This window comes from Epibacterium sp. ABV4_022 (genome assembly GCF_056159345.1).
In genome coordinates this window covers 1,791,329-1,811,028 of the sequence record NZ_JBSWVA010000001.1, presented here as the reverse complement: position 1 = coordinate 1,811,028, position 19,700 = coordinate 1,791,329, and the positions used below count along the sequence as shown (strand labels likewise).

General features: G+C 59.1%; 20 protein-coding genes, 3 tRNA genes and 1 pseudogene. 5 read left to right on the top strand and 19 right to left on the bottom strand.

Annotation, left to right across the window (positions count from 1 at the left end):
- Positions 1–119 precede the first annotated feature (119 nt).
- Complete coding sequence (locus ACXAF5_RS08550; protein WP_474946278.1) at positions 120–1,337, bottom strand: helix-turn-helix domain-containing protein; 1,218 nt, start codon at positions 1,335–1,337, stop codon at positions 120–122.
- Between the two features lie 129 nt (positions 1,338–1,466).
- Complete coding sequence (gene hemA / locus ACXAF5_RS08545) at positions 1,467–2,702, bottom strand: 5-aminolevulinate synthase (protein ID WP_474946277.1); 1,236 nt, start codon at positions 2,700–2,702, stop codon at positions 1,467–1,469.
- Between the two features lie 482 nt (positions 2,703–3,184).
- Between hemA and ACXAF5_RS08540 the strand changes: the two genes are divergently transcribed.
- Entirely contained in the window at positions 3,185–4,576 is a 1,392-nt protein-coding gene (locus ACXAF5_RS08540) for a dipeptidase (protein WP_474946276.1), read from the top strand.
- 116 nt (positions 4,577–4,692) lie between these two features.
- On the opposite strand, the gene ACXAF5_RS08535 is transcribed toward ACXAF5_RS08540, so the two are convergent.
- The 5 genes from ACXAF5_RS08535 to ACXAF5_RS08515 all read right to left on the bottom strand — a co-directional run bounded on the left by ACXAF5_RS08535 (position 4,693) and on the right by ACXAF5_RS08515 (position 6,442).
- Entirely contained in the window at positions 4,693–5,088 is a 396-nt protein-coding gene (locus ACXAF5_RS08535) for an acyl-CoA thioesterase (RefSeq protein ID WP_005622856.1), read from the bottom strand.
- Positions 5,089–5,235: 147 nt separating this feature from the next.
- Positions 5,236–5,312: transfer RNA gene (locus ACXAF5_RS08530), tRNA-Asp, on the bottom strand.
- 85 nt (positions 5,313–5,397) lie between these two features.
- Positions 5,398–5,474, bottom strand: a tRNA-Asp gene (locus ACXAF5_RS08525).
- 82 nt (positions 5,475–5,556) lie between these two features.
- Positions 5,557–5,633: transfer RNA gene (locus tag ACXAF5_RS08520), tRNA-Asp, on the bottom strand.
- Positions 5,634–5,788: 155 nt separating this feature from the next.
- The gene (locus ACXAF5_RS08515) at positions 5,789–6,442 is read right to left on the bottom strand and encodes a winged helix-turn-helix transcriptional regulator (RefSeq protein WP_474946275.1); all 654 of its coding nucleotides are present in this window, start codon (positions 6,440–6,442) and stop codon (positions 5,789–5,791) included.
- Between the two features lie 98 nt (positions 6,443–6,540).
- On the opposite strand from ACXAF5_RS08515, the gene ACXAF5_RS08510 reads away from it, so the two are divergent.
- Together ACXAF5_RS08510 and ACXAF5_RS08505 are read left to right on the top strand one after the other, a co-directional pair.
- Complete coding sequence (locus tag ACXAF5_RS08510) at positions 6,541–7,266, top strand: DUF1428 domain-containing protein (protein ID WP_474946274.1); 726 nt, start codon at positions 6,541–6,543, stop codon at positions 7,264–7,266.
- 67 nt (positions 7,267–7,333) lie between these two features.
- On the top strand, positions 7,334–7,816 hold the full coding sequence (locus ACXAF5_RS08505) for a VOC family protein (protein WP_474946273.1): 483 nt from the start codon (positions 7,334–7,336) through the stop codon (positions 7,814–7,816).
- A gap of 334 nt (positions 7,817–8,150) precedes the next feature.
- Here ACXAF5_RS08505 and ACXAF5_RS08500 read toward each other — a convergent pair whose 3' ends face one another.
- The gene (locus ACXAF5_RS08500) at positions 8,151–8,390 is read right to left on the bottom strand and encodes a YdcH family protein (protein ID WP_239358809.1); all 240 of its coding nucleotides are present in this window, start codon (positions 8,388–8,390) and stop codon (positions 8,151–8,153) included.
- A 149-nt stretch (positions 8,391–8,539) separates the two neighbouring features.
- On the opposite strand from ACXAF5_RS08500, the gene ACXAF5_RS08495 reads away from it, so the two are divergent.
- The gene (locus ACXAF5_RS08495) at positions 8,540–9,454 is read left to right on the top strand and encodes a hydrogen peroxide-inducible genes activator (protein ID WP_474946272.1); all 915 of its coding nucleotides are present in this window, start codon (positions 8,540–8,542) and stop codon (positions 9,452–9,454) included.
- An 89-nt stretch (positions 9,455–9,543) separates the two neighbouring features.
- Here ACXAF5_RS08495 and ACXAF5_RS08490 read toward each other — a convergent pair whose 3' ends face one another.
- The 11 genes from ACXAF5_RS08490 to ACXAF5_RS08440 all read right to left on the bottom strand — a co-directional run bounded on the left by ACXAF5_RS08490 (position 9,544) and on the right by ACXAF5_RS08440 (position 19,100).
- Positions 9,544–10,329: an EAL domain-containing protein gene (locus tag ACXAF5_RS08490; protein WP_474946271.1), complete on the bottom strand. Its 786-nt coding sequence runs from the start codon at positions 10,327–10,329 to the stop codon at positions 9,544–9,546.
- A gap of 344 nt (positions 10,330–10,673) precedes the next feature.
- Positions 10,674–11,474: an autoinducer binding domain-containing protein gene (locus ACXAF5_RS08485; RefSeq protein ID WP_474946270.1), complete on the bottom strand. Its 801-nt coding sequence runs from the start codon at positions 11,472–11,474 to the stop codon at positions 10,674–10,676.
- Between the two features lie 273 nt (positions 11,475–11,747).
- A complete protein-coding gene (locus ACXAF5_RS08480) occupies positions 11,748–12,530 on the bottom strand; it encodes a hypothetical protein (protein WP_474946269.1) in 783 nt (260 codons plus the stop codon).
- Between the two features lie 75 nt (positions 12,531–12,605).
- Complete coding sequence (locus ACXAF5_RS08475; RefSeq protein WP_474946268.1) at positions 12,606–13,649, bottom strand: hypothetical protein; 1,044 nt, start codon at positions 13,647–13,649, stop codon at positions 12,606–12,608.
- A gap of 5 nt (positions 13,650–13,654) precedes the next feature.
- Positions 13,655–14,512 carry a hypothetical protein gene (locus ACXAF5_RS08470; protein ID WP_474946267.1) on the bottom strand — a complete coding sequence of 286 codons (858 nt, stop codon included), beginning with the start codon at positions 14,510–14,512 and terminating at the stop codon, positions 13,655–13,657.
- 478 nt (positions 14,513–14,990) lie between these two features.
- Positions 14,991–15,533 (bottom strand): DUF4453 domain-containing protein, encoded by a 543-nt coding sequence (locus ACXAF5_RS08465; protein ID WP_474946266.1) that lies wholly within the window; start codon positions 15,531–15,533, stop codon positions 14,991–14,993.
- A 76-nt stretch (positions 15,534–15,609) separates the two neighbouring features.
- Positions 15,610–16,263, bottom strand: a complete 654-nt coding sequence (locus tag ACXAF5_RS08460; protein ID WP_474946265.1) for a hypothetical protein — start codon at positions 16,261–16,263, stop codon at positions 15,610–15,612.
- A gap of 179 nt (positions 16,264–16,442) precedes the next feature.
- Positions 16,443–16,910, bottom strand: coding sequence for a hypothetical protein (locus ACXAF5_RS08455; RefSeq protein WP_474946264.1), 468 nt, complete (start codon positions 16,908–16,910; stop codon positions 16,443–16,445).
- A gap of 33 nt (positions 16,911–16,943) precedes the next feature.
- Positions 16,944–18,116 (bottom strand): TMEM43 family protein, encoded by a 1,173-nt coding sequence (locus ACXAF5_RS08450; RefSeq protein WP_474946263.1) that lies wholly within the window; start codon positions 18,114–18,116, stop codon positions 16,944–16,946.
- 35 nt (positions 18,117–18,151) lie between these two features.
- The gene (locus ACXAF5_RS08445; RefSeq protein WP_474946262.1) at positions 18,152–18,721 is read right to left on the bottom strand and encodes a hypothetical protein; all 570 of its coding nucleotides are present in this window, start codon (positions 18,719–18,721) and stop codon (positions 18,152–18,154) included.
- A 187-nt stretch (positions 18,722–18,908) separates the two neighbouring features.
- Complete coding sequence (locus ACXAF5_RS08440) at positions 18,909–19,100, bottom strand: hypothetical protein (protein ID WP_474946261.1); 192 nt, start codon at positions 19,098–19,100, stop codon at positions 18,909–18,911.
- 318 nt (positions 19,101–19,418) lie between these two features.
- Between ACXAF5_RS08440 and ACXAF5_RS08435 the strand changes: the two are divergent.
- Positions 19,419–19,568 (top strand): annotated as a pseudogene (locus tag ACXAF5_RS08435) (integrase core domain-containing protein); the annotation flags it as partial.
- Positions 19,569–19,700 lie beyond the last annotated feature (132 nt).

Genomic DNA, 19,700 nt, shown 5'->3' with positions numbered 1-19,700 from the left:
GGCTGCCTCGTCCTGCGTGTCGCTTGCGCCTTAAATAGGCCGAGGCCCCGGCGCCTGCAATGGCTGTCCGGGGCCTCGGTCAAAGAGTTGATCGGTGCGCGCGCACCAAACGGCGCGGGTCAATCGGTGCCGGGCACCGGCTGGGTGGCGGCGCGCAACTGGGCGACCATGATGGCCAGGGCCTTGTTCTGCTCGGCGTCCAGATCTGCAACCTGGAAGCGTTCGCTCAGCGCATCCGGCGACAGAACCACATTCTTGGTCACCTGCCCGCGGCCGCCAACGGGGCCGTAGTGCTGGCCATTGACCGCGAAGTAGATGGCGCTGCTTTCGCCGGTGCGCAGGCGCGGCGCATCCTCGGTCAGCGGCACCGAGAAGGTCTGACCCGGCTCCATGATGGTTTCATAGATTACGCTGCCGTCGGCGGCCTTGACCTGCACCCAGGAAGGGCGCACCGCCAGCATCTCGACCGAGGGGGTCTCCGGTTCAAGCACCTGCGGCACCTGGGTTTCGGACGCCGCATCTGCGGGCAATCTCGCCTCGGCCAGCACAACACCCGGCTGCTCCGGCGCAGCAAAGTTGCCCTGGGCGCGCGGATCGAGGGTGGAAATCGGCGCATCGCGCGCCACCAGCACCGGCACGTCCAGCGCCTGCGGGCGATAGAGCCGGTCCAGCGCCTCTGCGGCGGGGTCTTCTGTGGTTGCCCCTGCTGTGGTGAGCGCGGCGGAGGCCAGCGGATCCAGTTCCGCCAGCACCTCCGGTGTCTGGTCGACCGGCGCAAAGGTCACCTGCTGCACCTCGCGCAGCACCAGCCAGCCGCCGTAGCCCAGACATCCGATCACCATGAACAGCACCAGCAACGACCCGATCGCCCGGGGTTCGATCTGCGACCAGATCCCGTCGGACACAGGTACAAAAGGGGTCGTGGAGGTTGCAAAGGCATCGCCGCCCAGCCCTTTGGGACTTGCGGCGGGCAGATCCTGGCGCTTGCGCACGGAGGCCTCGGACGACATGCCATGGGCCACGGAGAAGCCGCTTTCGGCGCAGAAGGCCTCAAACGCGCGCTCGGAATCCATACCCAGATAGCGGGCATAGGACCGGACATAGCCAGCGATGAAGCCCGGCGTATCAAAGACGGAGGGGTCGCAATTCTCGATGGCGTCGATGTAGGAGGCCTTGATCCGCAACTCACGCTGCACGTCCAGGAGCGATTTGCCCATGGTGGCGCGTTCGCCGCGCATCATGTCACCAAGTCGCAACTCGAAATCGTCAAAACCGCGGGGGGCTTCTGACGTGTCTTCACGACGTTTGGATGTGCGCTGCGTAAGGCGCCCGATCATGCCTGCTGTCCCATCGATACCTGCCGTTTTGCGACATTCCCCGCTGTATCACCCGATTCCCGATTCGTCAGCGAGGTTTCATTGATGAAACGATAACACGATTCCGTTTACAGAACACTTCGCTGTGGATTAACCGGCCAATTCGGCGCGATTTAGCGCACAATGCGACCACAGACTGTCCATTGCACGTACAAGGTGATCCATTTCCCCGCCCCCATGCACCGGAGACGGCGTGAAACGCAGCCGTTCGGTGCCACGCGGCACGGTGGGGAAATTGATCGGCTGCACGTAGATCCCGTAATCCGCCAGCAGCATGTCCGACAGTTTCTTGGTGTGCACCGGGTTGCCGACCATCACCGGCACGATGTGGCTGCCATGGTCGATGATCGGAAGCCCCATCATCTTGAGCCGGGTTTTCAGGATGCGTGCCTGTTCCTGATGTTTGTCGCGCAGCTCCTGCGCGGTTTTCAGATAGCGCACGGAGGCCGCAGCCCCGGCCGCCAGAGACGGCGCCAGCGAGGTGGTGAAGATGAACCCCGGCGCATAGGAGCGGATCGCGTCGCACATCTTTTCCGACGCCGCGATATAGCCGCCCATGACGCCATAGGCCTTGGCGAGGGTGCCGTTGATGATGTCGATGCGATGCGCGAGGTTGTCGCGCTCGGTCACGCCCCCGCCGCGCGGGCCATACATGCCCACCGCATGCACCTCGTCGATATAGGTCAGCGCGTTGAACTCATCGGCGAGATCGCAGATTTCCTCGATCGGACCAAAATCGCCGTCCATGGAATAGATGCTCTCAAAGGCGATGAGCTTGGGCGCGGCGGGATCGTCGGCCTCCAGCAACTCGCGCAGATGGGCGACGTCATTGTGGCGGAAGACCCGCTTGGCGCCGCCGTTGCGGCGCACGCCCTCGATCATCGAGGCATGGTTCAGCGCGTCGGAATAGATGATGAGCCCCGGCAGCAGCTTGGGCAGCGTCGACAGGGTCGCGTCATTGGCGATATAGGCGGAGGTGAACAGAAGTGCCGCCTCCTTGCCATGCAGATCGGCCAGCTCGTGTTCCAGTTCCTTGTGGTAGACCGTGGTGCCGGAGATATTACGCGTCCCGCCGGAGCCCGCACCGGTGGCGTCGATCGCTTCGCGCATTGCCTTCAGCACAACCGGATGCTGGCCCATGCCGAGGTAGTCATTGCCGCACCAGACGGTGATCTCCTGCTCGCTGCCATCGGGGCGGGTCCAGACCGCATGCGGGAACTGACCGCGACGGCGTTCGATATCAATGAACGTCCGATAGCGGCCTTCCTCGTGAAGGCGTTCAATCGCTGCGTCGAGTTGTGCGGTATAGTCCACCGTCATCTCCATAGCTGTCTGCCGGTGCCACTCCGGCCTGGCTGCGTCTTGATCCCGACCTGCCCCTCGGGGCAGCAACCGCCGCAATCCTTGTCGCGGTATCTAACCGGCACCCTTGTCCTCATCAACGTGATAGAGTGTCACGGCCCCCACCATCCTTGATACAGGTCAAATAAACCTTTCAGGGGTTTTAGAACCATTCTGGATTTCGGGCAAGCATGCCGACCATCAAAGCTGCCATGCAGCTGGCGCGCAAAACGCCGCAGGGGGTGGGCGATGTCGCGGATCGGAAACCTTTGTTCTGCAACGAGTTTTGCGCATAGAGGGTATTTGAAAAGCCCCGCACCCGCCGAAAACCGCCCGCGATGTTCTGATACAATCGTGCGACTGGCCCTTGTCAGAGTGCACTGCTAGGCTCCGCCCCGAGACCCGCCCGGCCCTGTCGATGTGTGATCGCGCCCGGTGCGGGCAGGCACTATTTTCAGGAGCGACCCATGTCCCTTACCCCAGTTCTCGACAAAATCGATTCCGATATTTCCGCCGCCACCGACCGGCTGCTGGAGCTTTTGCGTATTCCCTCCATTTCCACCGACCCCGCCTACAAGGCCGACTGTGACGCCGCCGCTGACTGGCTGGTGAAGGATCTGAATTCCATCGGCATCAAGGCCGAAAAGCGTGAAACACCGGGCCACCCCATGGTGGTGGGCCATGTGGGCGAAGACAACACCGACGGCCCGCATCTGCTGTTTTACGGCCATTACGACGTGCAGCCGGTGGATCCGCTGAACCTGTGGAACACGCCGCCCTTTGAGCCGAAGCTCGAAGAGACCGCCAATGGCACAGTGATCCGGGGCCGTGGGGCATCGGATGACAAGGGCCAGCTGATGACCTTTGTGGAGGCCTGCCGCGCCTGGCAGGCGGTGCATGGCACCCTGCCCTGCCGCATCACCTTCTTCTTTGAGGGCGAAGAGGAATCCGGCTCGCCCTCGCTGATCCCCTTCCTCAACGCGGCCAAGGAAGAGCTGTCGGCGGATATTGCGCTGATCTGCGATACGTCGATGGTGGCGCGCGGGGTGCCGTCGGTGGCGTCGCAACTGCGCGGCATGATGAAGGATGAGTTCACCCTGATCGGCCCCAAGATCGACCTGCATTCCGGTCATTACGGCGGCCCCGGCCTCAACCCGCTGCGCGAAATATCCCACATCATCGCCTCTTTCCACGACCCCGAAACCGGTGCCGTCGCCGTGGAGGGGTTCTATGAGGGGGTGCATGAGGTGCCCGCCGATATCCTGCGCCAGTGGGAAGGCTGCGGATTTGACGAAAAAGACTACCTGTCCAACGCCGGCTACACCGAGGCGCATGGCGAGAAGAAGTACTCCACCCTGGAACAGCAATGGGCGCGTCCGACGCTGGAGATCAACGGTCTATGGGGCGGCTATCAGGGCGCGGGCACCAAGACAGTGATTCCGTCCGAGGCGCATTGCAAGATCACCTGCCGTCTGGTGGGCGACATGGACCCGGCAGACCTGCGCAAGAAGATCCGCAAACATGTCGAGGATCGCCTGCCCACGGATTGCACCGTGAAATGGGATCTCGATCTGGATGGAGCGCCCGCCTATGTCATCGACACCACCCGCCCCGAGTTTGAGGCCGCCCGTGGCGCGCTGACCGAGGAATGGAACCGCGAGGCGGTGTTCTCGGGCATGGGCGGGTCCATCCCGGTGGCCGGCTATTTCAAGTCGATCCTCGGAATGGACGCGATGCTGATCGGCTTTGCCAATGAGGATGACGCGATCCACTCTCCGAATGAGAAATATGACCTGGAGAGCTTTCACAAAGGCATCCGCTCCTGGGCGCGGGTGCTGGATGCGTTGAGCAAGGCATAAAGCATCCCGGGGGCACTCAGCGCCCCCGTCTCAGCCACAAGGACAGCCCCCGACCTAGGGTGGGGGCTGTCCAACCTAACGGTCGGACGATACGATCCTTAAACTAAACGCGGCTCTTATTCCTCCGCGCGCAGCACCGGCCTTGGGCGCGCGTGGTCATCCAGCGCCACAAAGGTAAAGATCGCTTCGGTCACCTGCTGGGTCTCTTCCTGATGACGAGCCCGCCGCCACGCACGGACACGTATTCGCATCGAGGTCCGCCCGATCTTCAGCATTTCCGCATAAAGCGAGACCTCGTCGCCGACCAGAACCGGGCGGTGAAACTGGATTTCTTCGACCGACACGGTCGAGGCCCGTCCTTTTGACACCCGCGCAGCGATGGTGCCTGCGGCAAGGTCCATTTGGCTCATCAACCAGCCGCCAAAGATATCGCCTGCCGGGTTGGTGTCGGTCGGCATCGCAATCACGCGGATTGTGGGTTGGGTTTCAGGGGGGCTTTCTGGCAAAGACATGGGCTGGCTCTCATCTGTCAACGGATGGCTGGGGTGATCCCCACTGTGTCGCCCGCGCCCGCACAGGAAAAGGCAAAACCGCAGTGATCGCGCCACGGCGCGTCAAATGCCTGTGTTTTGAGAGCTTTAAGGAAGAAGGGGTGAAAGTGGCGCGGTTGACGGGGCTCGAACCCGCGACCTCCGGCGTGACAGGCCGGCACTCTAACCAACTGAGCTACAACCGCGCATTTTCAGTGCTGGCCTCGGCCAGCGGGCTCCCTCCGGGACGGTCCTGATGCCTTGTGACAGGCCCCACAGGCGGGGTGAAAGTGGCGCGGTTGACGGGGCTCGAACCCGCGACCCCCGGCGTGACAGGCCGGTACTCTAACCAACTGAGCTACAACCGCACTTTCATTGCTGACCTTGGCCAGCAGCTTCCCTCCGGGACGGTCCTGATCCTCCTAAGAGGCCCTTCAGGCAGGGCAACAGTGGCGCGGTTGACGGGGCTCGAACCCGCGACCTCCGGCGTGACAGGCCGGCACTCTAACCAACTGAGCTACAACCGCTTGCTGTTGCGTCCAGCACCGTGGCTGAACGTTGGGGTGTAATATTCGCAGGTCGCGGGGGGCGTCAAGCGCAGAAATGCCATTTTCCGGGCTTTCCACTGAAAAAAATGGCTCTTTTGAATAACAGCCTGAAAATCCTCGAGAATACCCCGCGATCAGGTCTTTGCCAGCTGGAACAGCGCCAGAAACTCCTGCGCCGCCGCCATGTCGCCGCTGACGGTGACCATATTGGCCGCCACAAGGTCCGGCAGCGGCCTTGCACCATAGACCGCAGCCGCCATTGTGTTCCCGGTCCCCGTGATCACAAACGGGGCCTGCGGCGGGATCACAAAGCGGGTCTCAAGAGCCGCGCCGTCCAGACGCATCTCAAACGCCTCATCGGTGAAATCAAAGCCTGCGGCCAGGCGGCGCCCCATGGCGCGTTCCCGGATCAGGTTCACCCCCATGGAGATCATCAGGGCAGACGGGCTGATGAACCGCGACGGATCATGTCCCGGCATCATCAGCGCCCAGCGGCACAGGGATTCCAGCACCGGCAGCAGGCCCCGCCCCTGCCCGCTCAGGGAATAGAGCCCTAGCCGCGTGTCATGCAGCACCACGCCGATCTCCACCAGTTGCGTCAAACGCCCGGTGAGCACGCTTGCGGTGATCCCCGGCAGACCGGCGCGGATCATCTGGAACCGTTTGGGCGTGAACATCAATTCGCGCACCACAAGCAACGCCCAGCGGTCGCCGATCAGGTTCAGCGCATGCGCCGCAAGGCAGCCTTCGTCGTAGCGCGGTCGTTTGGGCTTTGCCTGTTTAGTCACTTTTTGGTACTTTCAGTTGTTTTTTCATACTACCGCTGGCACGCTGATGCTGCAAGCAGGGATTCGCCTGCCTGTTCTTTTTTGAGAGGTGATACATCATGAGTTATTTCACAGGTGCCGTGGCAGCCGTTCCAACCGCCAACAAGGACAAGTACCTGCACCATGCCAAGGCCGCCTGGCCGCTGTTCCGCTCCTATGGTGCCTTGCGCATGGTGGAGACCTGGGGCAGCGATGTGCCAAGCGGAAAAATCACCGATTTCTATCAGGCCGTGGCCGCGCAGGACGATGAAACGGTGGTGTTTTCCTGGATGGAATGGCCCGACAAGGCGACCGCGGATGCCTCCTGGCAGAAAATGGAAAACGACCCCGCCATAACAGATCTGCCGGAGATGCCCTTTGATGGCGCCCGCATGATCTTTGGCGGCTTCTCCCCGCTCTTTGCGGCCGGAGAAACGCCCGACACCGGCTATTATCAGGGCTTCCTGCTCGCCGTGCCCGAAGACAACAAATCGCAGTATGAGGCCATGATCGAACCGATCTGGCAGATGTTCCAAAGCGGCGGTGCCAGCAGCATCACCGAAGCCTGGGGCACCGATATCCCCAAGGGCAAACAGACCGATTTCTTCCGTGCAACCAAGGCGCAGGACGGCGAAGTTCCGGTCATCGGCTGGACCACCTGGCCCGACCGGGAGACCTATTTGCAGGCCATCAAGCTGATGGACGAAAAACAGGATGCCCCCGACATTCCCGACATGCCCTTTGACGGCATGCGCATGATGTGGGGCGGGTTTGAGCCCCTGCTCGATTGCAGCGCGCGCAGTTGACGCCCCTGCCCCGCGCGCCCGCTTTGACAGCGCACCATGCCAGACCCTCACAACAGGAGGTCCCATCATGCCACTTGCAAAGAACACCATCTGTCTCTGGTATGAGACCGAGGCAGAAGCCGCCGCAGGGTTCTATGCCGAGACCTTTCCCGACAGCGCGCTGCACGCGGTCAACCGCGCGCCCGCCGATTATCCGGGGGGTACGGCGGGCACGGTGCTGACCGTCTCCTTCACCGTCTTGGGCCTCCCGTGCCTCGGCCTGAACGGTGGCACCCGCTTTTCCCATAGCGAGGCGTTTTCCTTTCAGGTTTCGACCGAAGATCAGGCGGAAACCGACCGCTACTGGGACGCCATTGTCACCAATGGCGGCGAAGAGAGTGCCTGCGGTTGGTGCCGTGATCGCTGGGGCATTTCCTGGCAAATCACTCCACGGGTGCTGATGGAGGCGATGGAGACCGGAGGCGCCCCTGCGCAACGGGCTTTTGAGGCCATGATGCATATGTCACGGATCGACGTGGCCACTATTGAACGCGCCATTGCACCTGCCTGATTGCGCAACACGCCCCCGCTTGCGCGGCTGAAGCCCGAGAGGGGCGCGCGCTGTAGTGTTTCGGAGAAACGGTGATACCCCCGATCACCGCCCGCAAACGCGGCGACGGTGATCAGGGGTCCCTGCTCCCATGTCCGTGAGGGGAGCGGCAGCCGGCTAGGTTCTGGACCTTGACGCAACGGTCAAGGGGATGACATCGGGACAGCCTCCGTCGGGTCCGTCGCAGTCTTCATCCTCGTCCAGAATGGCACGGCGCATATCGTCGAGGTCGCCGCTGTGCCAATGCGGCGACGTCGTGTGGGTGAGAGGGATCATCAGAAACATCGGCGGCTCCCTATATCCATTCTCGCTGGGCCAAGGTCGTGTGCCCCAGAGAGTGCAGCCGTTTGGCGCAGCTGACGATCTCGTCCTTGATCCGCAACCGCTGACGTTTCAGCATCTGCAGGCTCGCACTGCAGGGGGACGGGCGTTTCATTTCACGCGCGATCCTCGCTTTGAGCGTTTGGTGCTTCAGGCGCAGTTTCGTCAACCGAACCTCCAAGGAAAACGCTTTGACCTTGGGGCTGTCTTTCATCTCGAACCTCCTATTTACCGAACAATCCTGCGTGCTTGCTGTGCAGGTACAGGTCATGTGGGGAGGGCATTGACCACAAGCAATACAATTCTAATATGGATTAGCATAGAAATAACCTATTCTACTGGGGCCACATTCAGGAGGGCGGAATGCCAGAACTCAGCTTGCGCCACCTGCGCTATTTTGTGGTCCTGAGCCGCGCCCTGCAGTATCGCCGCGCCGCGCGACAGCTGGGCATCAGCCAACCCTCGCTCAGCCTGCAGATCGCGGCGCTGGAGGAGATCGTCGGAACATCGCTGGTCGAACGGCGGCGCAACGGGCTGATCCTGACCGCGGCCGGCCGCGACATCGCCGCCAAGGCGGAACGCATTCTTGCGGATTGCGACCTGCTGGTGAATGCCTCGGCCACACGGCATGACACCCTGACCGGCACCCTGCGACTGGGGTCGTCGCCGACCATCGGCCCCTATATCCTGCCGCTGGTTCTGAAGCGCCTGCATGAAACCTACCCGGAGTTCAAACTGATCATCCGGGACGGTCCCTCGCGCGACCTGCTGGACGACCTTGCCGCGGGCAAACATGACCTGATCCTCACGCAGGCGCCGATCCTGCGGGATGACATCTGCTTTCACCCCATGTTCCGTGAGCCATTGCATCTGGTGGTGCCGCGCGACCACCCGCTGGCTGACGCCGGCACGGTGCACAGGCGCGAGCTGGAGCAGGAGCAGCTTCTGAGCCTGAACCCGGCCTATTCGCTGCGACAACAGGTCGAGACCCTGGCGCAATCAGTCGGCGCTCAAATGCGGGATGACATCGACGGGACCAGCCTGGACGCGATCCGGCAGATGGTTGCGCTCGGCATGGGGGTGACGCTGATGCCGCGATCCTACACGCAATCGGAAATCGACAACCGCAAAGGCGATGTCAGCGTCGTCGCCCTGAAACCCGGCCTCGACCGGCAGGTCGGCCTGGCCTGGCGCGCGTCGAGCGGCAACCCGGCAAGTTTCCTGCATCTGGCCGAAGCGATCTCTGCCGAGGAACGACGCACCCGCGCGACGGAATAGCGCGTGCAACCTGCCAAATGCGTCGCGGCGCAACGCCCGCACTTTGCGGCGACATGTGATCCAACGCGACGGATCTTACAGCGGGTGTCTCATGCCGGGCGGCTATTCCGCGGCTCCACAAGGGCTTGCGGCCATTTTACTCCGGGCAGGCTTTCAAAACCTGGCTTGGCGAACAGCCAGCCCTGCATCAAGTCGATGCCCAGGTCGTAGAGACAAGAGAACTCACCCTCTGTCTCGATACCTTCAGCGACGACGATGATACCAAGCTGCTCCAACATCCTGACCACGTGCCGAACAATGGTTTGTTTGACGTTTGAGTCGTCAATGTCTCTGATCAGACCAGCATCGAGCTTGACCACATCGGGCTGGAAGCGCGACAGCAGGTCGAGGCCGGCATAGCCTGACCCGAAATCGTCAATTGCAGTCAGGAAACCAAGGCGGCGATACGTGCTGAGAATATTGAGAAGATGCGGAACGGAGATCCGTTCGACTTCAGTGAACTCAAACATGATCTGAGTTAGCGGAAAGCCTGTCTTTTTGGCTGTTTCCAACGTCAGTCGAATGCAAGCATTTGGATCGTAGACCGCGTTGGGCAGGAAGTTGATCGAAAGAAGCGCCCCGCTGTCCCCGAGGTCCAGGCGGCTGGCATGTTCGATTGCGGTTTTTCGACATGTCTGATCGAAGGCATAGAGGTTGTCTTCGTTTACCTGTTCGAACACTTGCCCGGCGCCGGACCCGTCTTGTCCCCGCACAAGAGCCTCATAGGCAAAAACCTTGCCAGCCCCGAGCGAAACGATCGGCTGAAACGCCATCGAAATGGGGATCTCGAACCCCTTACCGTTGCGACAAGCCTTACACTTTTCTAAATCAGTCAATGTCGTCACCCTCTGCTTGCTACCGTTACTCCTAGTCAAAGAGGTGAAGAAACGATTGTTGCGCAGCAACGGCCGCACGCGGACGTGGTCGCCGTTCGGGGTTTGGAGATATGCGGGGCTGTCGTGCGCCGCGCGCGGCAGACACCGCGGCAGGCACAAGGAGGCTGCCAGCACGTTCCGGGCCTTCGGTCGCTGTCTCCCAAAGACCAGCTCCAACGCGGCGATTGTGCTGCACGTCATGCCCCCTAAGGCACACCGATCGGCTCACAGCCCCAACAGGACCTTTGGCATTCCAGTGGAGAGATTCATGAAATCTCTGACACAAACGGTTTCCCAATCTGATTTCACCGTAGCCTCAGCGCGTCATAAAGCTGGGGGTTAACCTGGTAAGCGTGTAGGCTATCCTCTTGTAGCAACCCAAGCTTCGCCGCACGCTGAATAGTCTCCATGTCGTTGCGTGTACCCAAAGCCTTGCGGATGCGTTGCATGTGATTATCAACAGTTTTGGGATTGTCCCGCTTGATTTCATATAGGATTTCCTTCACCCGCAGGCCTTGCGCTTTCAAACGCAGCACCTGTAGGTTCATATCGCTCAAACCCATCTGGACTATTATGTCGTCCGTCCAATCACTGCACATGTGAAGATGAGTTGCGAGCGTTTGGATGATCGTCCTGTCCCTTTCAAAACGCGCGTCATGGTTGGCAATTTTTCCTGAGGTATCATAAAGTCCCACGACTGCTCTGACACCATTGGCCTCAAGTGGGATTACCACTCCAGACGACACGAAATCGCGCACCCCGCCCACCACACGGGCTAAATTTTGGGGCAGCTTCTCCTCCTGCAATAGACGGTAAAAGCTCGATTGGAGGATGGGTTGATGGGCCAAGGCACCCATCCGCATGCCAAGATCGTCCCGAGCATAGTTGTTTCGCTGATAGATCTCACGCCATTCATCGGGGAGACCCGACCGTTTTGAGACATGGTTGCTGTGAATGCCCTGTAGCGACCGCGTATCTGTGAAAAGGACGTAGTTGACACCGATGTAGCCATACTCCGCCTCAATGAAGCTCGAAAAAATCTCATACTTTGCATCAAGAGAAGGCGCTTCGGTGATATCCACCATCAGGTCGAAGGGGGCGTGCATGGTTCGATCTCACAGATTTTGAAGTGCCACAAGGTTAAATTCAAAATCCGAGATATCAATCTTTATTAAGGAGTTAAGGGGAATTTTCTAGCCGTGAGAGCAACACGCTGCCGCCTCTGCACTGTTTCCTCGCCGGGCATATCCTTCTACGGTTTGGGCGCTGGTCAACTTGGCTGCACTCTGAAGGGCATGACCCACAAGAGGATTGCCATGAAAGGTTCAACGGCGAACGGAACCTTTCATGGCCAGTGACCTTTTGTTTGCTGCAAAATGCTATTTGTCCAAAGTAGGAACGCTTCCACTGTTCCAATCCACAGTTGCCTGAACGTTCCACAACATATCCATGTATTGTTGAGGTTTACCGCCCTCGGTGTAATACACGACCTTACGCGCATAAGCTGGTCCTGCATCTGATCGGGCAAAATCGACAACCGCATCGCGTTTGTGGTTCATCCAACGTTCGCAGAGGATGGCTGCGGGACTGATTGGAGAGCCAAGAAACCTCTGGTTCTCCTCCAAAGCAGAACTCGGCAAGCCCGCAGGGGTCAGTACAGTAGCGTCTTCCGTCATCAGAAAGCACAGATCTAACGCATCCTCAGAGGGATCGAAGGTGCCGAATGTCGGTGTGACCTCGAACAATACAGCATGCCTATCCTCCAGGAATTCCGAGGAGGACATCTCGATGGCCGCATCTTCGAAAAACGTGGCCTGGCCAAGCATCAACACGCGATCCTGGTCTTGCTGCTCACCAAGGACGAGGATCCGCATCTCGTTGTCTTTTTGATAGCGCATCGTCCACATCACGCGCGTATCCGAGCTAGAAAAGGAAAACTCGTCCTTCCAAAGTGCGCAGCCTTTTTCATCGAGTCTTCCATCGTCAGGGTCCATCACGTCCATGCGTTCACAGCGATAGCCCTCCGCCTCAAAAGTTGCGCGGATTTGTGCGGAAGATTGGGAAAAATTGGCGCCGCCGATGGTTGCCAGATCTGCGGCAGACGCTGCGCTATGCGACAATATCAATGCGACGGTTGTCGCAAGAGCCCGATTGAAAATCATCAAGGTATTCCTGGAAACTGGTTTGAAAAACAAAGTCCTGCCATGGGTAAACCCGCAGCAGGGGCAAATCTCAGATCATTTTGACACTTCGCTCAGATCTACAGGTACGCAGATGCCGGATTGCTGGCCCTGCTCGCTGTGGGACGCATTGAGTTCAAGCGTCTCGTAAGAGACCGAAAGGGTTAGCTTGTCGTTCAAGCGCATGACCTGCTCAGACCCGGTGCCGGTGGTGGTCTGTGGCCCCGATCCCGGTGACAGGGTCAAACGCAGCTGATCGTTTTCAATTGCGACGGCCCCGTTATCGGCGCGCGCCATCACAAACCGAAAGCCACCAGCCTGACAGGCAAGCGCCTGTGGGCGGGAAAGCTCTGACGCCGGGCCAGAGCTCTCTGCAAGTTGAGACAGGCGCACATAGCCGGAGCTACACACAGCGCCGATTGCATCCGGTGCGTTCAAATCGCACTCAAACCCATATGACTGGAACCGTACCCCCTGCCAGCCCTCAACCGGAGCGCCACAGACGCGCACTTTCTGATCCACCGGGATGACCTCGGTTGTGACCTCCTCAGGCCCGAGGTGGATCGGAGTGACGTCCTTGTCCTCCATCCACTCCGCAGGCCGCAGTGCATGGATCGACCCACAGTCCCGTGACACCTCGGGAACGGATACAACCGGAGCAACCCGGCCCGTAGTATGGGCAAACTGGTCAAGCATGTGGAAGTTATCGACAATAGAATCCGGATTACAGGCCTCGTCGTTCGCAGGCAGGACGTCATGCGCCAGTCCCAGAGACACGGAGGCGAATTCCAGATCCCGATCTACGCCCACAGTGAAAACCCGTTTTCCTTCATAAAAACGGATGTAGCTAAAATCTTCTTCGGATTGCGCGAGACCAGTTGAAAGGTAGGGCATGAACCGCACGGGCATGGACAGGTCATAGACAGGGTCAGACAGGTCAGGACCGCCGCGGAACTGAACGGTGTCATTCTGCAGGCACACTTGGCCGCGAGAGGCGTTCTCCGTGTCACAATAGAATACCTGTGTCCCGCCGCCCTCACAGCCGGCAAAGGCCGGAGCTGCACAGGCGGCGAAACTCGCCGCGATTAAGTAGCGCTTCATTTGCGTTAGCCCCCAAACCCGGCAATATTGCCTTGTTTCACCCACGCGCTGGAGCAATTGCCCCGGTAAGCCATGTTCGGCGGCCAATCATCGGGCGTCATGGAGCACGCAGCCAGACGTTCCTCATAATCGAGCTGGGCCATATAGCCACCGGCACCGTCGCCTTTGTTGGGATCTATCCAGATTATGCCAGAGTAGCCGTCCTCAGAGACGCATTCAAAAGCGGAGCCAAGAACGGAGGGAAAGGCATAGCCAAGGATCGCGGCCTCGTCTGATGGTGCCGCATAGAGCGCGATCTGGCCGTTTTCGGTGCCTTCATTGCTCAACACCCCGGCGACCTCTCGACAGTCGTAGCTGCCATGAGGCGTGGCTCCGGTGATGGGCTTGCTGGGCTGGTAGAACGGAGCGCTATCGGCGCTTGGCCCCGTCCGCATGGTATTCATTGAGACGCGACGCAACGCCAAGAGGTTGTCGATTTCCGCACTCAAGGCCGGTTGCATGCAAGAGAGGCTGCGATCCGGGGCGGTTCCACGTCCAAACAGATCCAGCCAAATCTCCGCATCAGAGGTGTCGTCAGTATCCATAGGTGTTTTCACACTGAGTACAGCGCGCCCGCCCTCATGCAGAAAAGAAAACTCATGCACATCCCACGGGAACCCGCCCGTACCCGGCGTCATGCCGAAAGGTACATCGGCGGCAAGCCGATAGATCGGACCATCCGAGATCTGAGGCGTCACGTGGAGTTCAAACACAGGATCTCCTGTTTCAGGATGCTGACTGCTGCAGACTTTGATTTCATCTGCATCCTCAGTAAGGCACAGCACCTGTGTCGCCAGAATGTCGTCGCAAAAGGCCTGTGCCACTCCGGCAGAGCTCAGTAGGCTGACCCCGAATATTGTCAAAAACGACCGCACGTTTAGTTCTCCTTTGAGGCTGGGGCGTAAAGTGCCGCTTCGTTCAGCTCCGCACGCGATCCATTCACTGTGCCGGTTGCACAAGTATATGAAGAGGCTCCACCGCCGTCCCGGATCAGGTTCATGCCTGCAATCTGTCCAGATACGTAAACTTCATAGCTCGCCCCCACGCCGCGCAGTGTGGAGGACGCCCAGTCATTCGCGGTGAGACCTGTCACATCCCCTAAAGGAACGCTGACTTCGGCGGGAAGGCCCGGCTCTTTTTCAAACGCCAATCGGGCGTCTTGCGGCGTCCAGCAAAGTTCCAGACGCCCTCCACTCGGCAAGGCGCATGATAGGGCCTGGGTTTCAGACGGCAGGCACTCCGCATGACCAACGACAGGCGCAAAGGCCAAAAGACAAAGCAACTTCGAACGCATGAGCCCGTTCACCCAGCAAAGGCAGTGCAGTCATCGGGGCTGACCGATCCTTCGGGAATCCAGCCCGCTCCCGTCTTCGTCTCAACGAACTCAAACCCACCCCATGGTTCAAAACGAAAGTACACCGTCGCGCCGCCTTGTATGGTGCCTGTCGGATAGCTGTCACGCATGCCGATGCCACTGGTCAGGGTAACCGGTGCGCCAGTGTAGCCAACACAGGAGGATTCAAACTGTGACAGCGTCGGCAAGAGGTCGACATCATCCAGCTTTCCGATCAACGAAGAGGCCAAATGGCGACCTTTGGTATTAATCTTACAGCTATAGCTGGCTTCCAGTTGTTTATGTGCGCTGACCATTCGCTGATCCCAGTCATTCAGGCTGGGAGATTTCGTCGAACACTCAGCACTAAAAACCGACTTACCCAGGGCAGAGCCAAAGCAATAACCTGCTCTGTCGAAGGCCATATTCCGCAAATACCACGCGTCCTCACACAAGGCACTTGCAGTGCCCGCAGTGCAGGTCAGGGCTGCAGTTAGAACCAGTGCTTTCATTGTATTCTCCTTAAACAGGTGCGGCGCGTGTGCCTGGCTTAGGCCAAATGGAACCGCGCGCCACATGCCTGCGGTGTTATTGTATTTGCTGAAGATAGGCGCCATCGACCCAACCTGTGGCGCAGGGCCCGGTGTAGGGCTGGCCAAGGGCTTCGGGCCGCAAGAAGCACCCCGTCAGGCCCAGTGTCGGGATGGCAACGGCGACGAAATCATTTTCACGATCAATGATATCAACGATGTCGCCGGGCTGTAGCATCCACCAGATCGGGGTTGCGGCCGAGGGGCGTGCAGCGGCATAGACTGGCAAGCCCTCGGGGTGATCAGAGGTGTCAGCCACCCGTGCCACCCCAACCGTATTTACGCGCGGAATGATCTCATCCTGGGAAAAGAACGCGGCAATCGGGCCGCGGGTATCCTGGGCGCCCCACAGTGCCTCGGGGTCGGCATAGATCGTTTCCGGCGTGCATAGTGTCTGATCGACTTGCGCGCGCCAATGCGGCGATTGCAGCCACATGCTGTACTCGCCGGTCGCTGCAAGCGTTTCCTCCATGTCGTCCCATGGCAGCGCCGCATGCAGAGTCACGGGCTCCGCCAGGTCGGTGCTCCAGAACCCGATTTCCAGCCGTACTTGATCGTCCTCGGACCAGCTGAACCACGTTGTATTCGCATCGGCGATCAGCGGCGTGTCATAGTACATTTCGCCCGACGCCAACGCGTGACGTGTCAGCATATAGCTGTGATCCTTTGCGCAGACGGTAATCTGCTCGCGAAAGTCGGCGTTGTCCGTTGCACATTGAAACAGCACCTCGCCGCCGCAAACAGGTTGCGCGTTGGCTGTGCCGGACCACCCGGTCGCAATCATCATCATGACAGCCGCTGACAGAGTTCTTGGCAGCATCATAACAGCCCTTACTGCGCCGCTTCGATCAGTTCGATGAGCGAAGACAGGTCGCTGTTTACGCTGCCCGCGTCACAGGGAATATCAGCGATCAGCGCGCCGTCTTTCAGAACATTGACCCCGCCCATTTCGGTGGCATCTGCCGCGCGTTCACCGCCCCACCAGACCTCATAGCCGTAGCCGCCGCCACCATCAAAGGTCACGGACTCGCTCATGAAATTCCCCATGCCGTTCCAGGGCGATGCGGTGATCGTGGCCATGTCCTGCAGGATCTCTTTTTCCACTGTGCCGTTGGATTTGAAGTACCCATAGGCAGCCTTGAACCCGTCTGCCCAGACTGCGTTGCAGACCTCGACACCCTGCGTGCCGCCCTTCAACGTGCAGGTGAACATTTCGGTGCCGTCAAGTTTGCAGAATTGCCCGGCTTGAAGCGCGCCTGCGCCAAACATCAGCCCAATCGAAAGGTATATCTGTTTCATATTGTGTCCTGTCACGCGGAATAGGTTGGAAATTCAGGGTGTCTCGGGTGTCTCGGGCGCTGATTTACGCAGCCAATAGGCGCTGGCGGCAGCTCCAGCCAGAGCGACAGCAATGATGAGGAGCGCCAGAACAGGCCGGAAATAGACCCAGGCAATCGCTATCGTGGTGCCACCGACAACCAGCGTAAGAGCGACGCTGATCAACGAGGTAACAGAGGCCGTGATCCATCCTAGAAAAGGCAGAATGCTGGCAATCACGTCCACCACGCCGAACAGCGCCTTGAAGCCCAAAAACAGCAGGACCATGAGACCAATGCGCAACATCCAGGTTTTGAAGGTGTTGTTGGAAACTGCTGTCTGGAACATCTCGTCCGCGGTCTTCAGTCCTTCTTCCACCAAGTAGACCTTGCGTCCATTTTGGGCAGTGTAGGGCACCAACGTGTCGCCGCGCTGTACACCGACCACGCTTGCCTTCTCGATTTCAGACGCGTGATAGCTCACCCGGATATCACCAAGCTGAGGAGCCGTGACATCCGCACCAAAAACGACCCGCCCCGCGACCAGTTTCGCCAGCTGCTCCAGCGAGAGGGCGCGCGCGACATCCTCCGCTTGCTGTGCGTTCAACCGCATTGGTGTCGAACCGCCCAGATCTGAAATCTCATCATCTACGGTAAAAGCACCAATTGTGCCCTCTGGCTGTCGGATCACTTTCGATGCGATTGGCATCGGCGGGTTCATATGCCCCTCGGGGACCCGAAACTCTGCTCCACTGGCTGGCGCATCCGTCCAATCCTGACGATAGGTGTATCGTGTGGTCTTTTCCTGCCCGCCACCTAGTTTTGTCTCCGTCTTGGTTTGCTTGTCTTCGATCCAGGCAAATTGCTCTACCTTGCGTTCAAGACGCACGGTTTGTGCAGACGCGACCACCCCCAGCGCCACATCCGCCAGCGGCACCTCAAGCGCAATCGGGCCCCTTATATGCAGAAGGCGATCTTCGTTTTGCGGATCTATTTCTGTGTGGTCGACCGAGACGACCAGGCCGGCCCCTTCGGCAAGCGCCCGAGCAGTACGCACGGCATTGCCTTCGTTCCAAAACAGAAAATATACAGCGATACCGATAAAGCTGATCCCAAGCCCGATGCCTTTGATGGCGTTTTTTAGCCGGGCGAACAGGCCAACTTGCGTTGTTTCTGTGAACTGAGACACGATTTGAGCCTTTTGAGGTTAGTGCGAATTTCGGGTCAGGTGCTTTTGCCAAAACCCAAGGTTTTGATGACTTCGGCAACATCTGCCATGCTGGGCCCAACGGCGATCGGCGCATCGGGGACGCCCAGCCAGTCGTTGATTTTCTGCGCCGTCAACAGATGGCGCCTGCTCGTCGTGTACCCATGAGACAGTGCAACACGATGCCGGTTCTGGGCAGCGCCTGTGACCACGCACAGCCGATAGGTATAGCTGGCGTGCAGCCGGTTGTTGCTGCGCTCATTGCGCCTCAGATCAACATCGGCCTGCTTCACGTTATCCAGCGTGATGGTGTCCTCGCGCGTGCCATGCAACATGGTCTTGCGCAGGGTCAGGAGGTTACCGGCGCGATCAAACACAACTTCTGTTTTGTGGTAGACCAGCCATAAAATACCCCCGCCAATGAAAACACCCCCCACAGCAACGCCCCAACCGACGGAGTAACCGGCCAAGGCTGCGCTCAGGCTGAGCCCGACGACAGCAAGAAGTATAATGCACAACACACCCGTAATGACGTTCGTTGTGCCCTTCAGGATCAGGTGATCGGGTTCATTTAGGTAGATTTTCATTTGGCGAGGCTCAGATACTCAAAATTCTTCTTAAAATGGGTACCTACCCGTTCGGTTCGGGCCAACCCGAAGCCAGGTGAACAGGTTACTCTTTAGGACCTTGATTTGCGCGCAGGCGACGTCTGTCAGGTACAAACGAGGCAGATAATTGCACCTGTCAGCGCCGACCTGCGCAGCAAACCATTGGTTACAGAAGCTCGGTCCTGCCCTTATTGGACGCAACCGTCCCTCGGGTACCCCTGCCGACGTTGGTGCCACGCTCCTGGTTGTCCGCAGCGGATGAAGGCGCACTTTGTTTTTCGGCGTCTTTGGCTTCCTGTGCAAAGGCAGGCGCGGAAAGCGTCAGCGCAAGGGCCGCAAGAATGGTCGTGAATTTCATGGTCGTTTACCTGTTTGACGTTTTGCCAGCGCTTGATAGCGACAGCCGGCGGAGGCAAACATATGGATATTTCTCCATATTGGGGTCGGGTGGGATATCTGTCTGCGCGCACCAGCGAAAGTTCTTCAGTCGTATGAAAACGGTCTGAATAGATCTTGTGCGCCAATACGTCAGCTAGAACACTGTCGGGTAAGTGAACCACCCCGGTTTTACCGAAGGCAGATGCCTCATGACCTGTGATGTGATCCCAGAAAACGCCCCCGGTTTTGACTATAGGTTTCCGCAGAGAACCCCTGGTTGGGAGAGGAGCGGAAACGCATGAACGCGCACTGGTTCATGAGCCTTGAAGATGTAGCCAAACAGTTCGAGGTTTGGCGTAGAGCCTACAATGAAGAACGCCCGCACGGGGCTATCGGGAAAAAGGCCCCGGCAGACCTGATGAAATCAGTTCACGACACCGGCCCGTGAACCTGATGGAACCGCGGAAATTCTAACAACGGCCGCGGGTCCGTTGGGTAGCACATCAAACCTGAACAGAGCGAACTTATGAGCGCGGCCTCTATATGGAGCAGGTCAGAGGCCATGCGCGTACGTCGATGT